Below are 22,633 nucleotides of genomic sequence, written 5' to 3'. Positions count from 1 at the left end.
TCCGCATCCTTTCAAGAAATGGGCGTGCTCACACTCTGACCATCATGCCGTCCGCCAGAGACAGCCGGTAAGCACGGATTGCAGGCAGTAATCCAGCGACGAAACCGGCGGCGACGATCAAGCCGAGCTTCAGCCATTCGTCGGCGCGCGGCGGATCGATCGCGAGGCTCAGCCCGTAGGTGTGATCGATGTACGGACGCGCAAGATAAAGACCCACGTAAAGGCCGACAGTACCGGTGATGACGCCCGCAAGCGTCAGCAACCCGCCCTCCGCCGCAAGCAGCCCCAGCACCGTCGTGGGCGTTGCCCCGACCGAGCGCAGGATAGCCATTTCGCGTCGCCGCTCGTTGAGCGTGGTCAAGATCATCGTCACCATCCCGAGCAGAGCCGTCGCAACGACCATCGCCGAAACGACCGATAGCGCGGTCTCGGCCGTACCGATGAGCCCCCACAGCTCCTGGAGCGCAACGCCCGGCATGATCGCCGACAGCGGCTCCTCCGCATAATCGTTGATCCGCCGCTGAACCTTGAACGTGGCGAGCTTTGAATCGAGACCGACCATCGCCGCCGTGATCGCGTGCGGCGTGAGATCCATCTTGCGAACCGCATCGGCCGAGATGCTTTCGCCTGGAACCGGCGCCCCACTCTGCCAATCGATGTGAATGGCTTCGATGGCCTCGAGACTGACGTGAACCGTCCGGTCTATCGGCGTCCCGGTCTTCGCAAGGATGCCGGAAACCCGGAACGGCTTATCCTGATGTTCGATGAACGAGATCGATCCGACGCCGTGCGCGACGATGATCTTGTCGCCCACTTTGTAGCCGAGCGCGTCGGCAACGTCTGACCCGATAACCGCATCGAACAAATCCGTAAACGGACCACCGGCAGCAAACGTCATGCTTTGCCCGCGGCGGAATTTGTAATGCGTGAAGTAGTCGCCGTTCGTTCCGAGGACGCGGAAGCCATGGTGACTGTCGCCGAGCGATATGGGAACGATCCATTTGACTTCAGGCATCTTCGCGATGTCCTGATAGCTCTTCCACGTCACATTGTTGGTCGCGTTGCCGATGCGGAAAACGGAATAGAGAAGCAGGTTGAGGCTGCCGCTACGCGCGCCGACGATCAGATCCGTGCCGGAAATCGTATCGGCGAAGCTTTGCCGCGCTCCCGTGCGCACTTTCTCGACGCCGAGCAGCAGCATGACGCTCAATGCAATCGCGAGCACCGTCAGGCATGCCGTTACCCAGCGGTTCATCAATGATTGGAATGCGAGGCGAAAGATCATCATTGCTTGGCACCTCGCGATGAGACAGCAATGTCCTGAAGGCGCACTACGCGGTCGAAATGTGGGGCCAGTCCTTCATCGTGGCTGACCATGATGACGCTCGTGCCGGCCTTCTCGCTCTGCGCGAATAAGAGCTTCAGAAAAGCTTCTTCCGTGTTTCGATCGAGTGCGGACGTCGGCTCGTCCGCAACGAGGATCGGCGGCGCGCCGATCAACGCCCGCGCCGCGGCGACACGCTGTTGCTGGCCGACGCTCAGGTTCGCCGCTTTGACCGTCGCGATCACTGTCTCGTCGAGACCGAGCGCCGCAAGCAAACCCCTCGCAACTGCATCGAGCGATCCATCGCGCTCGGCATTTGCTCGCCGCGTGCGCGAGAACCGAAGTGGAAGCAGAACGTTGTCGATGAGAGATGCGTAAGGCAGCAGATTGAACATTTGGAAGATGATGCCGAAGTGGTCCACGCGAAACCGGTCGCGCCCGGAACCGCTGAGCTTGGCCATCTCGGTTCCAAGCACATCGATCCGCCCTTGGGTTGGCGCAACAATTCCCGCAAGCAAGCTGAGAAACGTGCTCTTGCCGCTTCCCGATGGGCCGACGAGTAGAAGCTTTTCCCCGCTCCCTAGCGTGAATTTCTTGATCGTCAGCGAGAACGGCGATGGTCCGGGCCACGAATACCGCACGTTCGAAAACGAAACGGCGTCAAGAGGGCTTTCGCCCTCTATCCGCGTATCGCGTGAAGACACGATGATGTCGCTCATGATCACATCGCGCCCGTAAGATCGAGGGTTGGCTTATCGCGCGTCATCTGCGCCTGCGTTTGCCCCTTCGGTGACGTGACGTTGACGTTCAGAAGCTGCGCGCCGGCAAAGTTCGAGAAATAGACGGTCTCGAGTCCGGTCACACGTTCGGGCGCTTCGCAAGTGATTGTATACGTCGCATGAAATTCCGAGTGCTGCGGCGCGCCGGGCTTATCGTCATCGTCGTCGTCCTTCTCGCCGGGCTTATGCGTTTCTTTCCGGTTCTCGACATTGGCCGTCTCCGCCTTGCAATTGGCCGCCGCGGGAAGCTTGAAAACGGCCAACACGTCGGCGAGCTTCGCCTTCGCTTTCTCGACCGCCGCTTTCTGCTCGTCAGTCGAAGCGATGTGCTCGAACCCGACGATATCCATGCCCGGAGAAACAAGCTCCATTTCGATTTTATTTCCCTCGATGGCGATATCGAGCGTCCCTTGTCCGTGCACGTGTGGGCCGAGTTGCCTGTGATCTGCCTGATCCGCGAAAGCAGGAACGGCAATCAACATGGCCATCGAGGCCAGACCTGACAAAACTTTCGACATCGTTCTCTCCAATTGGGTGATGATGCGCTGAGACGCGTCATTTCGCGGTGTCAGCCCAGCTGCGTCGGAGCGCAATTTGAAATCGTGCGAAACACAGCTGGATACGAAAAGGCGTTATGGGATAGGAAACGAAGACGCCGGAGCGATCTTCGAATGTCAGACGACATTCGCCGCGGGAGGACCACGCGCGCGCTGCTCGTAGCAGCGGATTATGCAGCTCTGAGTGCTGAGAGGCGTCTGAAGCTGAGCAAAGACAATTTCAGAGGGTGCGGGAAAATCAAAAAGCGAAGGCACGAGCGACGTCGCGGCCATAGCCGCTGCCCAACACAATGGGCAGTTATCGTGATCGTCACTGGCCGGCGCGCAAGGCTTCGTGGCCGTTGAGACGCAATGGCCCGCAAACGCAGCGATGGACCGGGCGCTGATTTCGCGGCTTGTGTGGTGATGGAACGACGCGACGGCCAACTGCACGCCGAAGGCAAACAGCGTGAGCAAAACAAGCCTGATGCGGAGTCGCGATGCGGTCATGATCTCCGGCCGTCTTTATAGGTATTCAGAATTCGACTGTTCCTGTGTCACAATCGTGGCAGATGAATACCCGCTCCCCATAGTTATCCCCACGGCGGCCGCCGCGCGCTCGGCAAAATGCCTCGTCCGCCCAAAAATTGGAACCATTGCGGGCCTCGCGCATTTGATCTCACGCGAGAGTCTCTACAGCCCTTCCAAGACGATAAGAAGAAAATCGTGAACGCTGATCCATCGGGGAGGGCAGGCCGGCATCGGCAAGCCAAATTCCTAGGCCAATTAATTATCTTTCCCCGGCTGTCGTTGAGGGCGGTCGCTTACCTTGTGTGCCTCGGGTTTCTCATTCCGACCCTGGGCCTTGCTGCGTATCTGCTGAGCGCGGTGCATTCCGAAGAACTTACAGCCCTGCAGGCAGACGCCCGAACGCGCGCCTTGCTCGCCGCGAGTTCCGTCGACGATCAAATGGACACCCTTCTCCGCACGCTCAAAGCGCTCCCGGCGGAGGCCCTCACTCAAAACTCGCAAAGCCACATACGCACGGAACTCGACCGAAAAGGCATCGTGCTTTTCAAGCGAAGCGAAAAGCTCGATGTCTTGTCACCCGTCGGCGGGCTCGATTCGGGCCGGATCACGCTCGATGACGCTTCCCGGTCCGCCGCGGTAGCCGCTTTGTCAAAGCAAGCGCCTCAAATCGCGGTTTATGATGACGCGCAGGACAAAGGCATCGATGTTTGGCTGGCCGCCGCATCGAGCGATGCGAAACCCGTCCTCATCCAGGCGCGTGTCCCGTCGGCATTTTTGGCCTCCCCGCTCAAGAAATTCGCAGCCGGCGGTCCATGGTCGATTTCCGTTGTCGGGCCCGACGGACAAATACTTGCCAGAACCCGCGCCAAGTCAGGCTCAGCGCCAAGTCTCGATAAAGCGAACCGTGCATCCCTCGTCGAAGCCGTAGCCGACACTTCACAGTTCGGCTGGAAAGTTGCTGCTCAAATTCCAGAAAAAGCGGTGAAACTGCGCGCTGAACGCAACTGGATAACCTTCGTCACGCTTTCCTCTTTGTTGGCAGCCGCGTCGTTCGCCGGCGCGACGTGGTTGACACGGAACATTTTGGAAGATCCGAACGCTAGGAACTTGCCCCCCGCAGGGGGGAAATCCGGCGAAACAGCAGGCCAACCAGCAGGCATGTCATTGCAGTTCAACAGCCAGGACAAGCCACCACATCAACGTGCACCGGATGGAGCTAGAGAACAGCTGCTGCGCCAGGCGCTGCGCGCGGGCAATGTTGGCGTTTGGGAATGGAACCTTGCAACGGGCAACATCCATTGGGATGCAGAAATTGCCGATATTTTTAACGATCTCCAGCCCGCGTACGATTACCCGGCGCGCACGCTTATCCGCCGGGTCGACCGCAATGACCGCCGCCGATTATTGAAGGCCATCGGCGACGTCATCGCAGGGTCGAAGCCCCTTGCGCTAGAGGTTCGCGTCAGCCGCCGCCACAACGAAACCCGCTGGATTGCCGTCCGTGGTGCGCCGGCCGAGACAGACGGAATGGAAGTCAAGACGCTCGTAGGCGTGGCCTACGACGTGACGGACCAGAAGCTGAGCCTCACGCGCACTGACGCCCTCCTCCGCGAAGTTTCGCATCGCTCGAAAAACCTGCTGGCTTTGATCCTCGCAATGGCACGATTGACGGCCCGCGATGCGGTGGACGTCAAATCTCATCTCAAGGATTTCACACTTCGCGTCGCGGGCCTCGCCGCGTCTCAGGATCTCATCGTCGCTTCAGATTGGCAAAACGTGGATCTTGCGACTTTGGCAACGGCTGAGATCGGCGCAGTCGCACGGACCGACGCCGATCGCGTCGCGATCATGGGGCCGCCGGTCATGCTCACGCCGGAAGCCGCCCAGACATTGGGAATGGTCCTGACCGAACTTGCACTCAACGCTGTCGAGCACGGTGCATTGTCGACCGCGACCGGCAAAGTGCGGCTCTCGTGGTCATTTCCCGACCCCGCAACGATTCTCATTTCATGGCGCGAAACCAGCGGGCCACCATTCGTCGCCGATGGCCCGAAGGGATACGGCATGTCGGTCGTCGAACGCTTCTCGACCCAAGGCCTGAAGCTCTCCGCTCACGCTGTTGGCAACGCTGACGAGTTCACGTGGACGTTGACCGGCCCTCTCGTCAACATCGGACACGCCCCAAAAAGCTCGGGCCAAGTCTAAACAACGTCCATTAACAACAACGTCGTCCGATGATGGAACCGTGGCCCCGCTCACAGGTTCTTGCCGGTAGGGCCAATCACGGGGGGCGCCATGAAAATTCTCATCACCGAAGATGAACCGATAGTCGCCGACGAACTCGAAGCGATCGTCACTGATTTGGGTCACCAGGTCGTCGGCATTGCGGGGTCGTCTCGTCGGGCTTTTAAGCTTGCAGAGACGACAGGCTGCGATCTGGCATTCGTCGACGTCCACCTGAGTGATGGGATGACAGGCCCTGCCGTCGCGCGCCATCTTAGCGAAGACGCGCACGCGACAGTAATCTTCACAACGTCGAACCCACGCCACGTACCGGCAGACTTCTCGTCAGCCTGCGGTATCCTGGTGAAGCCATACTCCGAACATTCCGTGAAATCGGCGGTCGCATTCGTCGTTGACTGCATGGAAACGGGTCGCTCGCTGCGCCCGAAACCGCGCACTTTGGAGCTTTCACCAGCGTACGCCGCGCGCTGGAAAGTGAGTTGAGGAAGCTAATCAGCTCTTCTCACGCCGTTGTGGTCTTAGCCGCTTTCATTGAGTGAGCGGCGGGCTCATCCTCCGGAACCAACAACGCCAGCTCCGTCAATTTGATCGTGACGCGCGTTCCCGGCCTGACATGTCCCGGGCGAACTGGTTCGCAGGCGATCACTCCGGCGAACTGGCGAGTGAGCAGAGCTGCGATTTTTGTTCCCAATCCATCGCTAGCATGACTAGCGCTTCCGTGCAGCAGCTTATCCATCTCATCGCCCGCAGCCCGATAGAGGCTGGCATCGACCCCGTTGCCATCATCTTCGACAATGAGCTCAGCTCCGGTCTCACCGCACCGGTGAAGGCGAACGCCGACATGGCCTGAACCATCTTCGCCAAAGGCATGCTTGAAGGAATTCACAACGAATTCTTGCGTCAGAACGCACAGCGACGTCGCAACCTGAGCAGGCGCAAGCAGCGGCGGAACATCGACCGTCAGAGAAATCCGCCCCTCACCGACCGTATCGACCACATCGTCCAACACGGCTTGAATGAGCGTGTCGATGCGCACGAGTTCGAGATCGTTGACGACATTCATGCGCCGCTGCGCACTCGCGATCGCATGAATCCGATCGCGCGCGCCGGTGAGAGTTTTGAGAGACTTCGGATCCGACGTGTGCCTGATGTGCAGGTTGATGAAGCCGACGACGAGCGACAACGTATTGCCGATGCGATGCGTCACATCCCGTAACAGCGCTTCAGCGCGCTCTCGTTCGCTTTCGGCGCGATCCCGCTCGATCGCAAGCTCTTCGGTCCGCGCTTTCACCCGCGCTTCCAGCGACCTGTTGGCGGAGGTCAGCGTCAGAGCGGTAATCTCGAGCGCTGCCACGCGTTGCCGCTCGCGTATCAACGCGACCATCGCCAAGGCGGCGCAAGCGAGCAATATCGCGAGCATCGCAGCCAGAAGCCAAAAGCTCTGATCGTGGAATTGCGCCACGCGCAGTTCGAAGCGTCGGTGCTGTTCCCGTTCCGTCGCTTCGATCTGGTCGCGCAACCGGTTTGAGAGTTCGATGTCGAGATTATGCGCGGCGAGCGCTGCCGCTGCATTTGGACTGCCGTTTGCAACGGCCGAAATACTCTTGTCGATCGCCGTTAGGTGCTCCTGCTGCGCCTTGTCGACAGCCTCGATCCACGTAAGCAGTTCTTTGTTGTTCCGCCCGAGCCGAACGAAATCGGAGTGGATTTCGTCGACCGCCTTCTTCGCCGTCTCATACGACGCGAGATATTTCGGATCCCGGGTGAGCAAGTATCCCCGCTGCGCAATCTCGAGATCCTGCGCAGCGCTGAGCCACTTCGTGAGGCCTTGCTGATAGATCAGCGTCTGCGCCACGCGATCGCCCGCCGCAACTGTCCATTGCCAGGCAACGATTGCTGCGAGACCGGACAGGATGGCAATCGAAACCCAGACCAACAGCGTTCGCGTCGCGCTCGACGTTAGAAACGCTGCAAATCTCCGCGATATGTGATGGCGGCCCATAAACCTATGGAAGCATTGATCGAGGGAAGCATATGCAATGCCACGACTTGGCCGTCGTGCCAACCGCTTGTTGGGCCAATTTTCTTATAACGATACTACGATTGGGCTGATCAGATCTTTCGAACTCGCTCCACATTTCGCGGATCAGATCTACTCAATTCATTTGCATTTCGGTCAGTACGTCGCATCACCGCATTTGAATAGAAACCAAGCTAGTTCTTCGGCCGACGTCCGCTTCTCAAAAATCCGGCCAAATATCTGGGGAACCGATGCATGCGCGCTACGTTCTTCCTATGTGGCCGTGCCCGCATACTCCCTCCCCACTCCCCCGTGGCCCAAGGGTACGGCATCACCTAAGAGAGTTCGCGACCGCTTTCCCCCGGGCGGCGCGAACTCATTTTTTTGCACCACCATCGTCAATGCCGACCCACCGCGACCTAGGACCGCAACCTAGCTAGGCCGCAATTTCTTCGCGCGTGCGTGGATGCGAGCCCAAATCGATCGATAGTCAAATGATCGGAAAGAAAGGAACAAACAATTCGCGAATGCGATTGACCGAGCGCAACGTCACTAGGAGATGATCAACAATGAACAAACTGACCTTGAGCCATGCTTTCATGATCGCTGGAATTGCGGTAGCGCCCGTAGCGATCAATTCGTCGGCACAGGCCCTTTCGTTCGTCAAAACTCAGTCCACGGGCGAGCAGAGCACTTCGAGCCTTATCGGGTTGCGCGTCGAAAACACCGCCGGCGATAAGCTGGGAGATATCAACTATCTCGTTCTCGACGAGGCCGGAAAGATCAGCACCGCGGTGATCGGCGTAGGCGGCTTCCTAGGCGTCGGAGAAAAGAACGTCGGCATTCCCTATAATGAACTGAAGTTCTCCGACAAGGACGGCACTCGGGTCGCCGTCATAGAAGCCAGCAAGGATAATCTGTCCAGCGCGCCAAACTACGTTTGGACGGAAAATTCCTCGGCAAAAAAGCCGGCTGACGCGACCACACAAGCCCCATCCCAAACCCAATAAGTCAAATGAAAAGGGCGCGACTTCCATTCGGAAGCGCGCCCTTCTTTCTTGAAAATTTGAAACCCGTTACGCGGCGCGTTGGCCGGACTTTTTCGAACGAAGCCCGAAGAAGAGCGATTGGCTGATCATCGCCTTCACGACAGCAGGCTCGAACGGCTTGGTTATGAGGAATACCGGTTCCGGCTTGGTGCCCGTCAGCAACCGCTCCGGGAATGCGGTGATGAAAATGACGGGAACACTGATCGTCTCGAGAATTTCATTCACGGCCTCAAGCCCCGAACTTCCATCCGCCAAATGGATGTCTGCGAGAACCAGAGACGGCGCCTTCTTTGCGACTTCCGCGACGGCTTCCTGATGGGTCCTCGCGACACCCTGGACGCGATGGCCGATATCGACGACCAGCGCTTCGAGATCCATGGCAATCAGCGGCTCGTCTTCGATGATCAGCACGTCTGCGGAGAGTTGCTCCGCGATTTCCGCGCCAGCGAGCTGCAGAAGCTCGGTCACGTGGGCGGGGGTAACGTCGAGAACCTGAGCGGCTTCCGCCGTTGAAAATCCCTCCACGGAGACAAGAAGGAAAGCCTGCCTCGGAAGCGGCGTAATCGAATCGAGCCGCCGCTCGGCCAACGGCTTATCGAGCTGCCGCGTGTCATCCGACACACGGTTCACGGCGAGTGAATTCCAGACTTTGGTGAAAGTGCGATAAAGCGCGACGCGCGGCGCGATCGATCTGTCGAACGCATCGGAATCCGCAATCAACGTTTCGAGCACCGCCGCGACGTAGTTGTCGCCCGACTGCTGGCTGCCCGTGAGCGATCGCGCGTACCGGCGCAAATACGGCAGATGGGGAGCTATGGATTCGGCTATCGACATTTTGCACCTCGTAATCTCGTTTAACGACAAGATGATCAACATGTGGGAAGCACACGATCATCTCCGGCAGGGCGTTACGTCCGTGTACCCCATGATGCTGTCCGTCTCAATTCCACGAGTGTTTCCCGGAGCTAACCCCGGCTAACCGCCCGCGCAACCCCGACGAACTCGCTATTGGAATTGAAACTTTCGCCAGCCTCAAACCCGAGGGCCTTGTTCAGAGCCACGCGGGCGCGGTTGACGCGGCTTTTCACCGTGCCGACAGCAGCGTTGGTGATTTCAGCCGCTTCTTCGTATGAGAAACCTTCCGCACCGACGAGCAGCAAGACTTCCTTCTGATCGTCGCTGAGCACGTTGAACGCTTTCTTGAAATCGACGAGATCCATATGGACGTGCTGCTCCGGCAGAACGGACAAGCGCTCAGCCATCGCACCGTCCGCATCCTCGACCTCGCGGCGGCGCTTGCGGAGTTCGGAAAAATAGGTGTTGCGCAGGATCGTGAACAGCCACGCTTTCAAGTTCGAGCCTTTCTCGAAACCATCGAGGTTGGACCAAGCCTTGACGAGCGTGTCCTGCACGAGATCGTCGGCACGCGTTGGATCGCCGCAAAGCGAATTCGCAAATGCGCGCAGATTGGGGACGGCCCCGATCAAAAGAGCTTGTAGGTCGTCGTCACTTTTCGTCACGACTTTCCTCCTTACTCTCCTCCTCGCGCTGTTTGAGCCTTTGTAGCAGCGTAACGAAGCGATCCGGGACTGGCTCGTTAATGAGTTCGATATAGGCCTCCCTCAAACGTTGCCCTATCTGCCCCTGAAGCTCCACCGGTAGCGGTGCCTGCATAGTGACTGAATCCCCTCGCTTGGGATCACTGCCCGTGCCCATCTCTCAAGACCCTATTGACGGAATTCCGAAATACTCGTGTGCGCACGCCGGGTTCCAGACAACCTAAATGCGCAAGGTTCGAAAAAGTTCCGGAACCTCCGTTAACTTGTCATGTCGGCGGCGTGCGCGCGATCTTGGAAATCTAGCCGGGAAAACCGAAGAAAGCCCCCGCTATTTATCAATAAAATGAAAAAACGTGCCGGTAACGTGCCCCCTGCGGCTCCCGCCCGCGGGAAGCGTCTCCCCGTCCGAATTCTGCATTTTGAACAAGGGGGCGTCCGGCGAAGAAAGAACGCTGGCGTAATGAAACTCGTGGCCCATCAGGATCTCGCCAACGACGCCCAGCGGGCAGTCCGCGACAAGCTCCGCCCGGCGATACCCGAGGTTCATCTTCCGAGCCGCGAACGAGGTTTCGAGGGCCAAAAGACCTATCATTTCGTGGCTGTGGCCTGTCGCATCGACGAGACCCGCCCCAAGCGCCATGTATCCTCCGCACTCTCCGTGAACCGGACGTGAACGCGCGAATTCGGTCATGGACGATTTGAAGCGGCGAGCATTGGCCAATGCTCCCGCGTGAAGCTCTGGATAGCCTCCTGGCAACCAGACCAGATCGGCGGCCGGATCGGGCGCTTCATCGCCGAGCGGTGAGAACGGAATGATTTCCGCGCCGGCCGCACGCCAGCCCTCGAGAAGATGCGGATAGACGAATGAAAATGCCGCATCCCGCGCCAGCGCAATACGTTGCGCTGGCGGAACGGCGTGCACCCGGTTTCCGGCGTACGCTGAGTTCAATGCCCCGGGAGTCGCGAGCTCGAGCAGGCGGTCGACATCCACATGCGCCTCGATGAAGTCCGCCAACGCATCGAGGCGGGAATTGATTTCCGCCGTCTCCTCGGCCTGCACCAACCCCAAATGCCGCTCGGGCAGCACCACAGTCTTTTCCCTCGGCAAGGCCCCGATGACCGGAAGCCCCGCCGCTTCCAGCGCCTCCGAAGCGAAACGCACGTGGCGCGGACTGCCGGCGCGATTGAGAATGACCCCCGCAATCGTCACGCCCTCGCGGAAGCCCTGGAAGCCGCGAGCGGCGGCCGCTGCCGTTTGCGATTGGCCGGAAACATCGAGAACGAGGATGACGGGCCATCCCGTCTTTGCGGCAAGGTCGGCGCTCGCGCCGTTGCCCCACGCACCCGCTTTGGAAACGCCGTCGAAAAGGCCCATCAAGGCCTCGCAAACGACGACGTCCGCGCCGCTTGCTGAACGCGACAGAACATCAGCGGCACGATCCCAGCTCATCGCCCAGCTGTCGACGTTGTAGGATGGCCTGGCCGCCGCAACCGCATGAAACGCCGGATCGATGTAATCGGGCCCGCATTTGAACGGTTGCACCTTGAGCCCGCGCCGGACGAGCGCGCGAAGCAGCCCGAGCGTAACGGTCGTTTTGCCGGAACCCGAGCGCGGCGCCGCAATCATCAGTCCCCGCGGCAACGTCACAGTCTCAGACATGCTCAACCGCTCACTCTAGCCGCCGCGAAAGCGGCGACGGTAATCGACGCTATAAAGAGCGCTCTCTCTGAAATCATCGCACCCGAGCGCCTCGCCGACCAAAATCAGCGCCGTTCGCTCCGGCCCCGCCTCAGCCGTCTGCGCAGCGATCGTTTGAAGAGTGCCGCGAATGATCTGCTCATCCGGCCACGTTGCGCGATAAACGACCGCCGCAGGACAGTCCGGTCCGTAGAACGGCACGAGACGGCGTACCACGTCTTCGATCGCGTGAATTGAGAGATGCACCGCAAGCGTCGCCCGCGTAGCCGCAAAGGCCTCGATTTGCTCCGTCTGCGGCATAGCCGAAGCCCGGCCCGAGGTGCGCGTCAACACCACGGATTGGGCAACCTCGGGCAGCGTCAGCTCCCGCGCCAATGCCGCCGAAGCGGCGGCGAATGCCGGCACACCGGGCGTGATCGTATAGCCGATGCCGAGTTCATCGAGGCGGCGCAACTGCTCGCCGAGCGCGCTCCAGATCGACAGGTCGCCGGAATGAAGCCGCGCCACATCGTGGCCGTCGCTGTTCGCCTGAACGATCCGCGCGATGATCTCATCGAGCGTCATCGGTGCGGTATTGATGATTTCGGCTCCCGCCGGACAATACGCCAGCAGACCTTCCGGAATGAGCGATCCCGCATACAGGCAGACCGGGCAGCGAGCGATCAGATCGCGTCCGCGCACCGTGATGAGATCGGGTGCTCCAGGACCCGCGCCAATGAAATGCACTGTCATTTCGGTCGCCTTCCAGCATCGACAGATCGCGCCGCCGCGACCGTGACATTTCCGATGATGCGTCTCGGCATGACAAGTTGGGAACCCGGCCCCGCTGCAAATAATGCCGCGGCTTCCGCGATCGAATTAATGCCATAGAGCGATAAGGATCTCTCCGAGCGCGTCTGGCAGTCTCCGCTTCGCTCGCGCAGCGCGATCAACATCAAGGGACGATAGGGAACGGCCGCCTCCTTCGCGGCGGCTTCGGCGCGAGGTCCAAAAGAGGCGGTGGCAAGCGTCGCAACCGCATCGCCGCCTCCGAGTTCACGACGCGCCGACTCGATGGCGTCGAGAAAATCGCGCTCGATTGCGAGACTGTTGCCGCCTATGCCGATAGCGATCATGCGCCACCCGAGGGCTTTGAGGAAACCCACTGCAAAACCGGCATCGCCGGACGCCACGCAGTCAACCGCCCTACAGGCTCCGCACGTTCGACGCCAAAGCGCGTCAACGACCCGCCATGCTCGTGATATGCGGCAAGCAATGCAGCCTCCGACTCGATGGTCACGGCGTTGACGACGATCCGGCCGCCCGGCTTCAACGCCGCCAAGCAAGCCTCGATAACCCTGCCGCCGGACGTGCCGCAGCCGATGAAGATCGCATCCGGTTGAGCGAGACCGCTCAAAGCATCGGGTGCCGCGCCCTCGCGAATGTCGAGATGCGGCACACCCAGAGCAACCGCATTTCTAACCGCACGCGCCGCGCGATGAGCGTCACGCTCGATACCGATTGCCGTGTTGGCAGGATGCGCGAGCAACCATTCAATGCCGATCGAGCCGCTGCCCGCTCCGACATCCCAGAGCAACTGACCGGCCCCCGGTTGAAGCGACGACATCGTGACCGCGCGAATCTCCCGCTTGGTCAATTGCCCATCGTTTTCGAAATACGCATCAGGCAATCCGGTAGTGTAGGGAATTGGAGCAGCGTCTGCACCCGCCGCGACGTCGACGCCGATGATGTTGAGCGGATCGACGTCGGCAAAATCGAAATCCCTTGCGCGCACGTTTCGAATGCGTTCGCGTGGACCGCCGAGCGCTTCCATCACGACGATTCCGCTCTCTCCAAACCCGGCGCCGGTAAGAAGTGCCGCCACTTCGCGCGCCGTATCGCCGTTGAGCGCCAGCGCGAGGATACGCCTGCCATGATGCAGGTAACGCCGGATGAGCGGCGTCAGCCCTTTCATATTGAGCCCAAGCGTCGTCACGTCCTGCAAGGACCAGCCGAGGCGCGAAGCGGCAATCGAGAAACTCGACGGCGACGGCACCACCTGCATGTCCTCTAGCGGTATGGATCGCGCAAGCGTCACGCCCGCGCCGAACCAGAACGGATCACCCGACGCCAGCACCGCGACCGGCGTTCCCCGCCGGGCCAGGATCGTCGTGGCTGTCGCCTCGAGCGGCTTCGCCCATTCCATCTTCTCACCCGGAGTTTCGCCGACGAGATCGAGATGACGACGCCCGCCGACGACAAGTTCCGCCCGCTCGATCAACGCGCTTGCCGCCGGAGACAACCCGGCGCGCCCGTCCTCGCCAATACCAATGATGGACAACCAGCGTCCGCTCATGGCATTGGCCTCCGCGTATGATGACGAAGCTTGATAGCCCGTGTCGCATTTTGCTCCTCGGAGGAACGAGCGAGGCGACCTCCCTTGCACAAAGTCTCGCGGGCGAAAATGGCATGTCCGCAACTCTGTCGCTCGCTGGGCGCACGGCCAATCCCGCGGAGAGCCCACTCCCCGTTCGCGTCGGCGGCTTCGGCGGCGTCGACGGGCTTACCGAATATCTGACGCGCGAGAACATCGATCTCGTTATCGACGCCACGCATCCGTTTGCGGCCCGCATCAGCAACAACGCTATCGCGGCGAGTGCCGCTGCTCACATTCCGCTGCTCGCGATCGAGCGGCCGCAGTGGACGCCTGCGGGCGGCGACGAATGGAGCGAGTTCGACAGCATCGATGCCGCAATCGCGGCCCTGCCTGACACGCCGCAAGACGTTTTCTCCGGCCTCGGCCGCCAGGCGATCCCCGCGCTCGGCGCCGCGCCCCAACATCGCTACGTTATCCGCGTCGTCGATGCGAGCGAGCCGCCCGCAAGCCTTCCTAACGCAACGATCGTTGCCGCGCGCGGACCCTTCCGCACGGACGACGATCTCGAACTTTTCCGGAAGCACCACATCAGCCACGTGCTCGCCAAGAATGCCGGCGGCAGCGCAGCCTATTCCAAGATCGAAGCTGCGCGTTTGCTCGGCATCAAAGTCCACATGGTTCGGCGTCCCGCGATTACGCCCCGGTCGACCGTCGCCTCCGTTGAAGACGCTTTCGCCTGGATCAAGGCCCATCATCGGCGTTGCTCCGAACGCGGCGTATAAATCCAGGCCCGCCCATCGGGAGACTTCACCTGCCGCGTGGCCTGCGATCCGATGATAACGAGCGTGCGCATATCGCACGGCATATCCGCAGCGCCCGCAAGCGTCGCAACGTCGATCTCCTCGTCCGGCCTGCCGACGGCGCGCGCGAAGACGACAATCGTCTCAGCAGGCAACACCGCACTCAAGATCTGGAACGCTTGCTTGATCTGCTGCGGACGCGCCTTCGAAGCCGGGTTGTAGAGCGCAATCACGAAGTCGGCCTCGGCGACGAGCCGGAGACGCCTCTCGATTGTCGCCCACGGCTTCAAATTATCCGACAGCGAAATCGCGCAAAAGTCATGACCCAGTGGCGCACCGATCCGCGCCGCCGCCGCGAGCATCGCCGTCACCCCGGGCTCGACGCGAATATCGACTCCGTCGGCGGAGGCGGGATTGGCCTCGACCGCTTCGTAGACCGCAGCTGCCATCGCAAAGACGCCGGGATCTCCACCGGAAACCACGGCGACACGCTTCCCGCTTGCAGCAAGCGACAGCGCGCGTTGGGCTCGTACGAGCTCTTCGCGATTGTCGGAAGCTTCAAGAATTTGCCCCGGCTTCGGAGTGATCCGGTTCACATAAGGCGTGTAGCCGAGAATGACGTCGGCTGCCGCCACCGCGGCTGTTGCAGCGGGCGTAACCCAACCTTCGGGGCCAGGCCCAAGTCCGACGATGACGAGATCACCCTTCATGCGATGCGGCGTCCACGACCGCCCGGCAGCAACACGATCGAGAAATACGGAACCGCACACTCGCCAAGGTCCGCAAGCGGCACGATCCGCTCGCCGGGCATCGTTCCGCGCTCGACATAAATCGCATCATTGAAGCGCCCGGCGTCTTTCAGCGCCTCTTTGATCTTCTGCAAATTGTGGCCGACCTTCATGATGACCGCCGCATCCGCACCTTCGAGATGCTTGGCCAGCACCGCGCGGTCCAATGTGCCGGGCAGCACCGTCAAAATATCGTCCCCGTAAGTGATCGGCGCCCGCGCAGCCGTCCAACAGCCGGACATCCCCGTAATGCCGGGGATCACTGTCACCGGATGGGCCGCCTTGATGCGGTCGTACATATGCAGAAACGATCCGTAGAAGAATGGATCGCCCTCGCAGAGCAGCGCCACATCGCGTCCCTCGGCGAGATGTCCTGCGATGGTCTCCGCGCACGCGGTATAAAATTCGCGGATGGCCGAGATATATCCCTCGTCGCGGAAATCGATCTCGGTCGTCACCGGATAGTCGAACGCGGCTTCGGTCGCCGTCTCGCGGATATGCGCACTCGCAATCGTACGCGCGTGCCCGGCCCTGCCGCTCTTGCGAAAATGCGCCACCACCGGCGCCGCGCTCAACACGCGCACCGCCTTCAGCGTCATGAGCTCCGGATCTCCGGGCCCAAGGCCGACGCCGAACAACGTCCCCGATAGCACCTCGCTCATTCGGCCTCACTTGCAAGCGCATTGACGGCGGCCGCGGCCATCGCGCTGCCGCCCTTGCGGCCACGCACGATGGCAAACGGAACGCGCCCGTCAGCTGCCAGCGCCTCTTTGGATTCAATGGCGCCAACGAAACCGACCGGCATACCGATGACGGCTGCCGGTTTCGGCGCGCCGGCATTCATCAGCTCGAGAAGCCTGAAGAGCGCTGTCGGCGCATTGCCGACGACAACCACGGAGCCCGCCATATGCGGCTTCCAAAGTTCCATCGCTGCGGCCGTCCGGGTATTGCCGATGCTGGCCGCGATCTCCGGCACACTGGGATCTCGAAGCGTGCAAATGACGGAATTCTTCGCCGGCAACCGCGCGCGTGTAATTCCGTCAGCCACCATCATCGAGTCGCAGAGAATGGGCGCGCCACCTGCCAGCGCCGACGCGGCACTCCGCGCGAACGTCAGCGACATGATGATATCGCGCGCGATCTCCACCATGCCGCACGCATGAATGATGCGCACCGCGACACGCTCCTCCTCCGGCGTAAATCGCGCAAGATCCGCCTCAGCGCGAATGATCGAGAATGAGCGCGCATAGATCGCGGCGCCATCCCGAATGTAGTCCTGAACCGTCATGATGCGGATTCCATGATGAACCTAGATACCGTCTTGCCGATATCGGCGGGTTCGACTTCAGCCAACGCGACCGAATCCCCCACACCTGCGAGTTGAGGCGATCCGTTGCGAATAAGATCGTAGCGCCCTTCGCGTGCGACGAGCGTGAAGTCCGCCGCAGACCGCCGCGCGCAACCTTTCTCGCACCCTGAGACGTGAACGGTGTAACCGCCGAGCGAACCGTTGAGACCCTCAACGAGACGCTGCGCATCGCCGCGCGTGTCGGTCATCGCATTCTTGCATCCCGGCGAGCCGGGGCAAACGTCCATGGCCAGGCGAACATCGCTGCCGGCGTTAATCAAGCCGATGTCGTCGGCAACCTTCATGAGCGCCCCGGCGCGCGCCCGATCATTGACCGGGAAAACCAGAATTCGTTGCGGGCTTGTGAACACATCGTTGCGCTTTGCCGCCGCCGTAGCCTCGCAAAGGCGATCCAGTTGATCGGCAACGATCCGCCCGAACGGAAGCCCGATCCCAACCCCGAACACTTGCTCTCCGCGAACCTGCAATCCAACAGGCGGAAGAGGATCGATCCGTGCTTGGACCGGGGACGACGTTACGCGCAATTCCGCCGTTGCAAAAATCATCACAGCGCCACGCGCCGCAACCGCATCTCGCATGCGTCTGACGCTCGGATCGTTCGCCGCAAAACCGAGAAAAGCCAACGCCAGACGTTGAACCGCTCCAAGCACGTCGCTTCTCGATACAGTGCACGAGACATCTGTTGCGCCATCGAGAAAAACGGCGAAGCGATCGCCGTCCGATGCGATCATGATGTCTGTTGCCCTGCCGCCGACGCGCGGTTCCGAAGTCCCCGAAAAGCTGACCCCGAATTTTCCCGGCAGAGCCCAGAGGCGCGCGTCATCCACAAGCATGCATTCGAACGCAGCCGCAAGAGCCCGGACATCGCTGCGTGCCGGATCGATTCCGCTCAGCGGATCGACGATAACATTGCGCACCGCTTCAATCTGAGCCGACTCGTCGATCAAGCCGGCTGCACGAAGCGCGGCGATTGCCGCGTCGTAGCTATCATCCGATACGCCGCGCAATTGTAGATTGCCGCGGTTCGTGAGATCGATCTCGCCGGAACCAAAGCGTGCCGCCACATTCGCAATCACGTGCAGCGCCGGAAGAGTGAAAGCTCCCGCGTGTGGCCGCACGCGCACGAGCAGTCCGTCGCCCGAGCGCATCGGCCGAAGTGCGCCGGGACACCATCCCTTTCTCAAATGCGCCGCGCCGGTCATTCAGCAGCCTCGCGTGGCTTGTGCGGACCAGCGTCCAAATCGTTGCGGCGCGGTTGCCAGAGCCCGCGAGAAATCGCTTCCGCGAAACGCCGGCGCATCGCATCCATCGCCGCCGGATTTTCCCGCTCGATGAATGCCGCCACGGCCGGATCGCCGAGATACGCGTTGTAGAGCCGCTCGAAGCCCCCGTTATCGACCGCAGCCGCAGTCGCCGCAAAAGCAAATGCGGCATCGACGCTCTGCGCCATCTCCGCAGCACCACGGAAGCCGTGACGCATCTGCCCTTCGATCCATCGCGTGTTGGCGGCACGGCCGTGAATAACGCGTGCGCATTCTTCTTGAAGCGTCCGCACGCGCGGCTTCTCGGGCTCTGCCGTATCGCTATGATAGAGCGCAACACCGCTGTTTCCGACGGCAGCAGCGGCGGCAGCAAAGCCGCCTTCGTGTGCTGCGAAATCACCGCCGGTCAGCAGATCGATCTCGCTATGGTCCTGCACGTGCACGAAGGCATCCGCGGCCGCAACGCGATCTTTGAACTCCCCAGCGGCATCCGTGCCGCCACTTTCATTGCGATAGCTTTGCGACGAACTCTGCAGGTACGCGTTCCCGAGTTCCTCCCGCTTCGACCAATCGCCGCGATCGATGTGCTGCATGACACCGGCGCCGTAGCTGCCGTCCGCCGGACCAAAAATGCGATCGAGCCGCACGCCCTCGCGATGCTCCGCGTGCAGCGGATTGTCGGCCACGTCCTCGGCGAGCCCCGCAACGAGCGCCACGGCGCTATTGAAGAGCGCAAGCTGCGCGCCGAAAATATCGCGAAACAGCCCGGAAATGCGCAGCGTAACGTCAACGCGCGGCCGGCCGAGTTCCGCCAACGCCTCCGTCTCGATACCCGTGATCCGATACGATCGAAAGTCCCACACCGGCCGGACGCCGAGCAAAGCCAGCGCCGTCGCAAGCTCTTCTCCGCCAGTGCGCAGCGTCGCGCTTCCCCAAAGGTCCAGTACGATTGCGCGGGGCCAGTCGCCATGATCGCCAACGTAACGATCGAGAATGGCCTTCGCCGCACGCCGTCCGTTGGCCCACGCGGTCGGCGTCGGAACGCTCCGCGGATCGACGCTATAGAGATTGCGCCCGGTCGGCAGAACATCGGAACGGCCGCGGCTTGGCGCGCCTGCCGGACCCGGCTCGATGAATTTTCCGTCGAGCGCGCGGACGATGGCATCGAGCTCAGTATCGTCAAGCACGTGCAAGCCGTCGCGGATCGCAAGCTCTTTCACATCGCAGAGAAACGCGTCGATGCGCATCAACGCGTCATTGGGCGACATGCCGGCTTCGAGCCCGCAGCGCTCCGCGATTCCCGCGCGAAAGGCAGCATCGACGATCTCTCCGGACAGCACCTTGCGCCGTCGTGGATCAAGACCATCCGCCGACGAAAACTCATCGACGAGCCGCTCGACGTCGTTCAACGGACCCGACAAGCCCGCTTCGATCATCGGCGGCGGCCGGTGTCCGAGCGTCACGGCGGCGAGCCTCCGCTTTGCCTGCGCAGCCTCTCCCGGATCGTTGACGATGAACGGATAAATCATCGGCACTGGGCCGAGCAAAGCACGCGGCCCGCAGGCTCCGCTTCCGGCGATCGCCTTTCCAGGCAGCCATTCGAGTGTGCCGTGCGCGCCGAGATGGATCAGCGCGTCAAGCTTCGCGACATGCCTCAACCACAGGTAAAACGCGATGTAGCTATGCCGCGGCGGCGTCGAAGGATCGTGATACTGCGCCTTCCGGTCTTGAACCTGGCCGCGCTCCGGTTGCAATCCGATGAGGAAATTCCCGAACAGCGCAACGCGGAATAAAAAAGCGCCATCGGCGGCAAAGTCGTCTTCTTCCGGTTCACCCCACGCGGCCGAGACGCTGTCGCGAAACGCTTCGGGAAGTTGATCGAAGGCCGCGCGATATTCTGCGAGCGGCCAACGGATCGCCTGCGCTTCGGACCCGAGCAGACGGGCAAGGTCTTGCGACCCAGCTGGCGCAGAGGAAATCGAATAACCTTCATCGCCCAAGCGCGCCGCAATTTTGCACGCACTTTCGAGCCCGTCGAGCCCGACGGCATGCGCGATCTGATCCGGCCGCCCCGGATAGGTCGAAAGCAACAGCGCGACACGGCGATTGCCGCGCGGTGACGTTCGCAATGCCGCCCAGGCGGCAGCAAGTTCCGCGACGTGTCCGATACCGGCATCGTAGGGCGCATGTCGAAGCAACGAAATTCCGAGGTCGCTGCCGAGATCGTCCTCCTCCTTGAACGAAACGACCCCCGCAAAAAGCCGGCCGTCGAGTTCGGGTAGAACGACATGCATTGCGAGATCCGACGCGCCGAGACCACGCTGCGATTTCTCCCATGCGGCGCGCGACGCATTGGCGAGCGCAACCTGCAGAACCGGACAATTGGATCGGTCGAGCGGCGAACCATCTGCGCCGTCACGCGCGGCAAACGCCGTTGCGTTGACGATCACATTCGGCTGAATTCGGCCGAGTTCTGTTTCAAGCCACAGAGCCGCCTCCGAAGCCTTCAGGCTTGGCACGTAGAGAGCGGTCGTCGCGAGTCTGCGATGTTCCAGCGCATCGATGAGGCCATCGATCGGCGCAACGTCGCCCGCGAGCAAATGCGAGCGATAGAAAATGACAGCCGCCGTCCCGAGGCCATCGGCCGCGAATTCGTCTTGAGGCGCCGCACTTTCGCGATAGATACCAAAGCCGGGAATAATCGACGCTTCCGCAATGCGCGCATCCCCGCCGTTTGCCCGTGTGAGCAAGCCATTGAGCGCAGCACGCGTATTCTCGACACCGCCCACATCGAGCAGCGATTGCAGCCTCGTCAGATCCTCTGTCTCGATTGTCGACAACGCACCGAGCCGAATATCCGGCCGCCCGTCGCCCGGCACGATGGCCAAAGCAATTCCAAGCTCGCGGCAACGCTTCCCGATCTGCTCGCCGCCATAACGCCAATAATCGAGACCGCCGAGCAAGCGAACAAGTATCGACTTCGTCCCTCTGAGCGTCGTGTCCGCAAAAATATCGACCGACATGGGATGGCGCAGCGCATTGAGGTTCGCAATGCGAAGGCTCGGACGTTCTGCTCCGGCAACAGAACGAAACGCCGCGGCCGCCATTGCCAAATCGGAATCGGAAAATGAAAGAAAGACGATATCGGCGGGCGCAAGTCCGAGATCCTGAGGCACGGCGGCCTCATCGAGATCTCGGCTCTCGCGAACGACGATATGCATTAGGCAGCGCCTGTCAGAGTCCTGGTGATGCTCGCGCGGTCGAGGCCTTTCTGACCGATGACGACGAGCTTGCCGAGCCGCGGCTCATCGGCCCTCCAGGCCCGCTCATACCGCGTATCGACGCGTTCGCCGACGCCTTGCAATAACAGCCGCATCGGCTTTCCATCGATTGCCGCAAAGCCCTTTATGCGCAGCACGTCATGAGCATTGGCGATCGCCTTGGCTCGTGACGCGAGATCGGCAGGCGAAGCGAGCGCCGGCACCTCGACAATGAATGTCTCGAAATCGTCGTGGTCGTGATCGGGCTCGTTATCGTGATGGGATGGACGGGCGGCGAGATCGTTCTCCGCCGCCGCCGAAAGCCCAAGCAATACACTAGCGGGAACACGACCCTCGCGCGTCGCGACGATCTTGATGGCGCGCGGAACGCCGGCCCTGATCTCTTCCGTGATCTGATCCGCTTCTTCAGGCGACATCAGATCGGTTTTGTTCAGAACGACGAGATCGGCGCAGAGAAGCTGATCCTCGTAAACCTCTTCCAGCGGATTTTCATGATCGACGGACGGATCGGCCGCACGCTGCGCCGCGACCTTCACGGGATCGTCTGCGAACCGCCCCGCCTTTACCGCGGGCCCATCGACGACGGTCACGACGCCATCGACCGTAACGCGGTTGCGGATATCCGGCCATTCAAAGGCTTTCACCAGCGGCTTGGGCAAAGCCAGACCCGACGTCTCGACGATGATGTGCTCGGGCGGTGGATTTCGCGACAGCAAAGCCTCGAGCGTCGGCACGAAGTCGTCTGCGACCGTGCAGCAGAGGCAGCCATTCGTCAGCTCGACGATGTTTTCCTCCGGGCAATTCTCGACGCCGCACGAACGAAGGATAGCGCCATCGACACCGACATCGCCAAATTCGTTGACGATCAAGGCCAGCCGGCGGCCTTCGGCATTCTCGATCGCGTGCCTGACGAGCGTCGTTTTGCCTGCACCCAGAAAGCCCGTGACGATTGTGACAGGTACCTTGCGCGCGCTCATCGGCAAAACTCCGAGTTGAAGTTGGTGTGGTGAGACGTTCGGGCAAACGGTCCCGCCGC

Annotated in this window: 21 protein-coding genes; 4 read left to right on the top strand and 17 right to left on the bottom strand. The window is 61.1% G+C overall.

All coding sequences use genetic code 11. The annotated features are described in order from the left end of the window. Positions 1–28: 28 nt before the first annotated feature. Genes BM399_RS02630 through BM399_RS02620 form a run of 3 tightly spaced genes read right to left on the bottom strand, consistent with a single transcriptional unit; the run spans position 29 to position 2,621 of the window. Positions 29–1,288, bottom strand: coding sequence for an ABC transporter permease (locus BM399_RS02630; RefSeq protein WP_092863837.1), 1,260 nt, complete (start codon positions 1,286–1,288; stop codon positions 29–31). Continuing rightward, positions 1,285–2,043, bottom strand: coding sequence for an ABC transporter ATP-binding protein (locus tag BM399_RS02625; RefSeq protein WP_092863834.1), 759 nt, complete (start codon positions 2,041–2,043; stop codon positions 1,285–1,287). The genes BM399_RS02630 and BM399_RS02625 overlap by 4 nt, the downstream gene beginning before the upstream one ends. Before the next feature lie 2 nt (positions 2,044–2,045). Continuing rightward, a complete protein-coding gene (locus tag BM399_RS02620) occupies positions 2,046–2,621 on the bottom strand; it encodes a DUF2796 domain-containing protein (RefSeq protein ID WP_092863831.1) in 576 nt (191 codons plus the stop codon). Between the two features lie 744 nt (positions 2,622–3,365). Between BM399_RS02620 and BM399_RS02610 the strand changes: the two genes are divergently transcribed. Together BM399_RS02610 and BM399_RS02605 are read left to right on the top strand one after the other, a co-directional pair. Beyond that, entirely contained in the window at positions 3,366–5,375 is a 2,010-nt protein-coding gene (locus tag BM399_RS02610; RefSeq protein WP_177228022.1) for a sensor histidine kinase, read from the top strand. A gap of 90 nt (positions 5,376–5,465) precedes the next feature. Beyond that, positions 5,466–5,897 carry a response regulator gene (locus BM399_RS02605; protein WP_092863822.1) on the top strand — a complete coding sequence of 144 codons (432 nt, stop codon included), beginning with the start codon at positions 5,466–5,468 and terminating at the stop codon, positions 5,895–5,897. Between the two features lie 19 nt (positions 5,898–5,916). Here the strand turns inward: BM399_RS02605 and BM399_RS02600 are convergent, their stop codons facing one another. Beyond that, positions 5,917–7,350, bottom strand: a complete 1,434-nt coding sequence (locus tag BM399_RS02600) for a sensor histidine kinase (protein WP_244531036.1) — start codon at positions 7,348–7,350, stop codon at positions 5,917–5,919. 653 nt (positions 7,351–8,003) lie between these two features. Here BM399_RS02600 and BM399_RS02595 point away from each other — a divergent pair. Then, positions 8,004–8,444, top strand: coding sequence for a PRC-barrel domain-containing protein (locus BM399_RS02595; protein WP_092863817.1), 441 nt, complete (start codon positions 8,004–8,006; stop codon positions 8,442–8,444). Between the two features lie 66 nt (positions 8,445–8,510). Here BM399_RS02595 and BM399_RS02590 read toward each other — a convergent pair whose 3' ends face one another. From BM399_RS02590 to cbiE, 7 genes are all read right to left on the bottom strand, one after another. Beyond that, the gene (locus tag BM399_RS02590; protein WP_092866163.1) at positions 8,511–9,317 is read right to left on the bottom strand and encodes a response regulator; all 807 of its coding nucleotides are present in this window, start codon (positions 9,315–9,317) and stop codon (positions 8,511–8,513) included. Positions 9,318–9,448: 131 nt separating this feature from the next. After that, positions 9,449–10,003 (bottom strand): sigma-70 family RNA polymerase sigma factor, encoded by a 555-nt coding sequence (locus BM399_RS02585; RefSeq protein WP_092863814.1) that lies wholly within the window; start codon positions 10,001–10,003, stop codon positions 9,449–9,451. Next, a complete protein-coding gene (locus BM399_RS02580; protein ID WP_244531035.1) occupies positions 9,990–10,157 on the bottom strand; it encodes a NepR family anti-sigma factor in 168 nt (55 codons plus the stop codon). The genes BM399_RS02585 and BM399_RS02580 overlap by 14 nt, the downstream gene beginning before the upstream one ends. A gap of 213 nt (positions 10,158–10,370) precedes the next feature. Next, the gene (locus BM399_RS02575) at positions 10,371–11,702 is read right to left on the bottom strand and encodes a cobyrinic acid a,c-diamide synthase CobB (protein ID WP_092863808.1); all 1,332 of its coding nucleotides are present in this window, start codon (positions 11,700–11,702) and stop codon (positions 10,371–10,373) included. A 15-nt stretch (positions 11,703–11,717) separates the two neighbouring features. After that, positions 11,718–12,473, bottom strand: a complete 756-nt coding sequence (gene cobM, locus BM399_RS02570) for a precorrin-4 C(11)-methyltransferase (RefSeq protein ID WP_092863805.1) — start codon at positions 12,471–12,473, stop codon at positions 11,718–11,720. Further along, positions 12,470–12,856 (bottom strand): cobalamin biosynthesis protein, encoded by a 387-nt coding sequence (locus tag BM399_RS02565; protein ID WP_092863802.1) that lies wholly within the window; start codon positions 12,854–12,856, stop codon positions 12,470–12,472. Before BM399_RS02565 ends, cobM begins: the two co-directional genes overlap by 4 nt. After that, a complete protein-coding gene (gene cbiE, locus BM399_RS02560; protein ID WP_092863799.1) occupies positions 12,853–14,076 on the bottom strand; it encodes a precorrin-6y C5,15-methyltransferase (decarboxylating) subunit CbiE in 1,224 nt (407 codons plus the stop codon). The genes BM399_RS02565 and cbiE overlap by 4 nt, the downstream gene beginning before the upstream one ends. 17 nt (positions 14,077–14,093) lie before the next feature. Between cbiE and BM399_RS02555 the strand changes: the two genes are divergently transcribed. Further along, on the top strand, positions 14,094–14,879 hold the full coding sequence (locus tag BM399_RS02555; RefSeq protein WP_342028734.1) for a cobalt-precorrin-6A reductase: 786 nt from the start codon (positions 14,094–14,096) through the stop codon (positions 14,877–14,879). Here the strand turns inward: BM399_RS02555 and cobJ are convergent. From cobJ to cobW, 6 genes are read right to left on the bottom strand one after another with little or no spacing between them, the layout of a single operon-like run. Continuing rightward, positions 14,849–15,607, bottom strand: a complete 759-nt coding sequence (gene cobJ, locus BM399_RS02550; protein WP_092863796.1) for a precorrin-3B C(17)-methyltransferase — start codon at positions 15,605–15,607, stop codon at positions 14,849–14,851. The genes BM399_RS02555 and cobJ overlap by 31 nt on opposite strands. Next, positions 15,604–16,347 (bottom strand): precorrin-2 C(20)-methyltransferase, encoded by a 744-nt coding sequence (locus tag BM399_RS02545; protein ID WP_092863793.1) that lies wholly within the window; start codon positions 16,345–16,347, stop codon positions 15,604–15,606. The genes cobJ and BM399_RS02545 overlap by 4 nt, the downstream gene beginning before the upstream one ends. Continuing rightward, entirely contained in the window at positions 16,344–16,973 is a 630-nt protein-coding gene (locus tag BM399_RS02540) for a precorrin-8X methylmutase (protein WP_092863790.1), read from the bottom strand. The genes BM399_RS02545 and BM399_RS02540 overlap by 4 nt, the downstream gene beginning before the upstream one ends. Beyond that, positions 16,970–18,256 (bottom strand): precorrin-3B synthase, encoded by a 1,287-nt coding sequence (cobG, locus tag BM399_RS02535; protein ID WP_092863787.1) that lies wholly within the window; start codon positions 18,254–18,256, stop codon positions 16,970–16,972. The genes BM399_RS02540 and cobG overlap by 4 nt, the downstream gene beginning before the upstream one ends. Beyond that, a complete protein-coding gene (cobN, locus tag BM399_RS02530) occupies positions 18,253–21,537 on the bottom strand; it encodes a cobaltochelatase subunit CobN (protein ID WP_092863784.1) in 3,285 nt (1,094 codons plus the stop codon). The genes cobG and cobN overlap by 4 nt, the downstream gene beginning before the upstream one ends. Then, positions 21,537–22,574, bottom strand: a complete 1,038-nt coding sequence (gene cobW / locus BM399_RS02525; RefSeq protein ID WP_092863782.1) for a cobalamin biosynthesis protein CobW — start codon at positions 22,572–22,574, stop codon at positions 21,537–21,539. The genes cobN and cobW overlap by 1 nt, the downstream gene beginning before the upstream one ends. Positions 22,575–22,633 lie beyond the last annotated feature (59 nt).

It is taken from the genome of Hyphomicrobium facile (assembly GCF_900116175.1).
In the GTDB taxonomy this organism is placed as follows: domain Bacteria; phylum Pseudomonadota; class Alphaproteobacteria; order Rhizobiales; family Hyphomicrobiaceae; genus Hyphomicrobium_B; species Hyphomicrobium_B facile.
This window is presented reverse-complemented; position numbering and strand designations above follow the sequence as displayed.